We start from the raw sequence: 1,084 nt of genomic DNA, 5'->3' as shown, positions 1-1,084 counted from the left end.
CTGCTGAACTTTTGTCATACGGATATCATTCCCGCCTTGATTGTTCGAAAATGGAACGGGTTTATTATCCATAAATCTCAAAACATCGTCTTCAAAATCTCTAAGCCGTTCAAGTAAATTCCGGGATTTTGACCTCTTGATCCGACCCCTTTTTCCTTTTTTCTTAGGAATGTCCGGTAAAGGACATTCTAGTTCGGCTTCTTTTATCAAAGCTCTGTATTCAAACCGGTATTTATCCGATTCTTTGACCTCCAATACACCGCCAGCATCGTTTACCTTGGTGTTAATCGTTTCAAGAAGAGTTTTCATCTTTTGCGCCCACTGTTGGCTATCCTGTTCAAAAGCTCTTGCCAGTTCCCTTAAATGATGAGCGTTGCACAAAGCGTGGGTGCAATTGAGCGTATAGTAAGGCTTCCAGTGATCGTGGCACAATATCCCTTTGAAGTTCGGCAGAACTCCCATATCGATCATGGCTGTCATCCCTCTTTTCTCATGAGGATAAAAATATGTCCAGGACGTATTGGATGCCAAATGCAGCCAATGTCCTTTGCCCCCCATGTTGATACCCGTTTCATCTGCATGTAAAACATCCGAAGCAGCCAGTTCGGTTTTAACCCGCTCTTCAAATCCGGCCAAAAGCTCATAGGCCTCTTTGTTGAAATTGAATATCGAGCCATCACTGACCGGCATAAAAACCTGGTCGGCAAAATAATCCTGCACCCTGTTGTACGGGATCATCTGAAATTGCGACATATATACCGATTGCGCTTTAACTCCCGTACCGTATTGAACCGCCCCGGCAACACCCTCCGGAAAAGAGGCGATATACCGATTGCCCTTTTGATCTTCAAGTACCTGTGCCCGGTATTCAGTTACGACCCTGGACAGGTCGATGTCAAACACCTGCCGGGATTCGAAACCAACGTGCTTGTATCTGCCCGGCGGCAGTAAATCGCGATCTGCTTCTATCTCCTTAATTTCATCAGGGTCATCAACCTTCTTGAGCGTTTTACCGATATGGCCATTCTGGCCTCCGGCCTTTTTGCCTGTCGGGATCTTCGACTCTTTCGCCCTGTTTCGATCA

1 protein-coding gene is annotated in these 1,084 nt (G+C 46.0%); it reads right to left on the bottom strand.

Annotated elements, in window-relative coordinates:
• Positions 1–1,084, bottom strand: a 1,084-nt coding sequence (gene tnpC, locus VXK47_RS19910; RefSeq protein ID WP_435550540.1) for an IS66 family transposase, incomplete at both ends; no start/stop codon positions are given.

This window comes from Desulfobacterium sp. N47 (assembly GCF_051233685.1).
Lineage (GTDB): Bacteria > Desulfobacterota > Desulfobacteria > Desulfobacterales > RPRI01 > RPRI01.
Note: the sequence above shows the minus strand (reverse complement) of the source record. Positions and strands in the feature narration are given on the sequence as shown.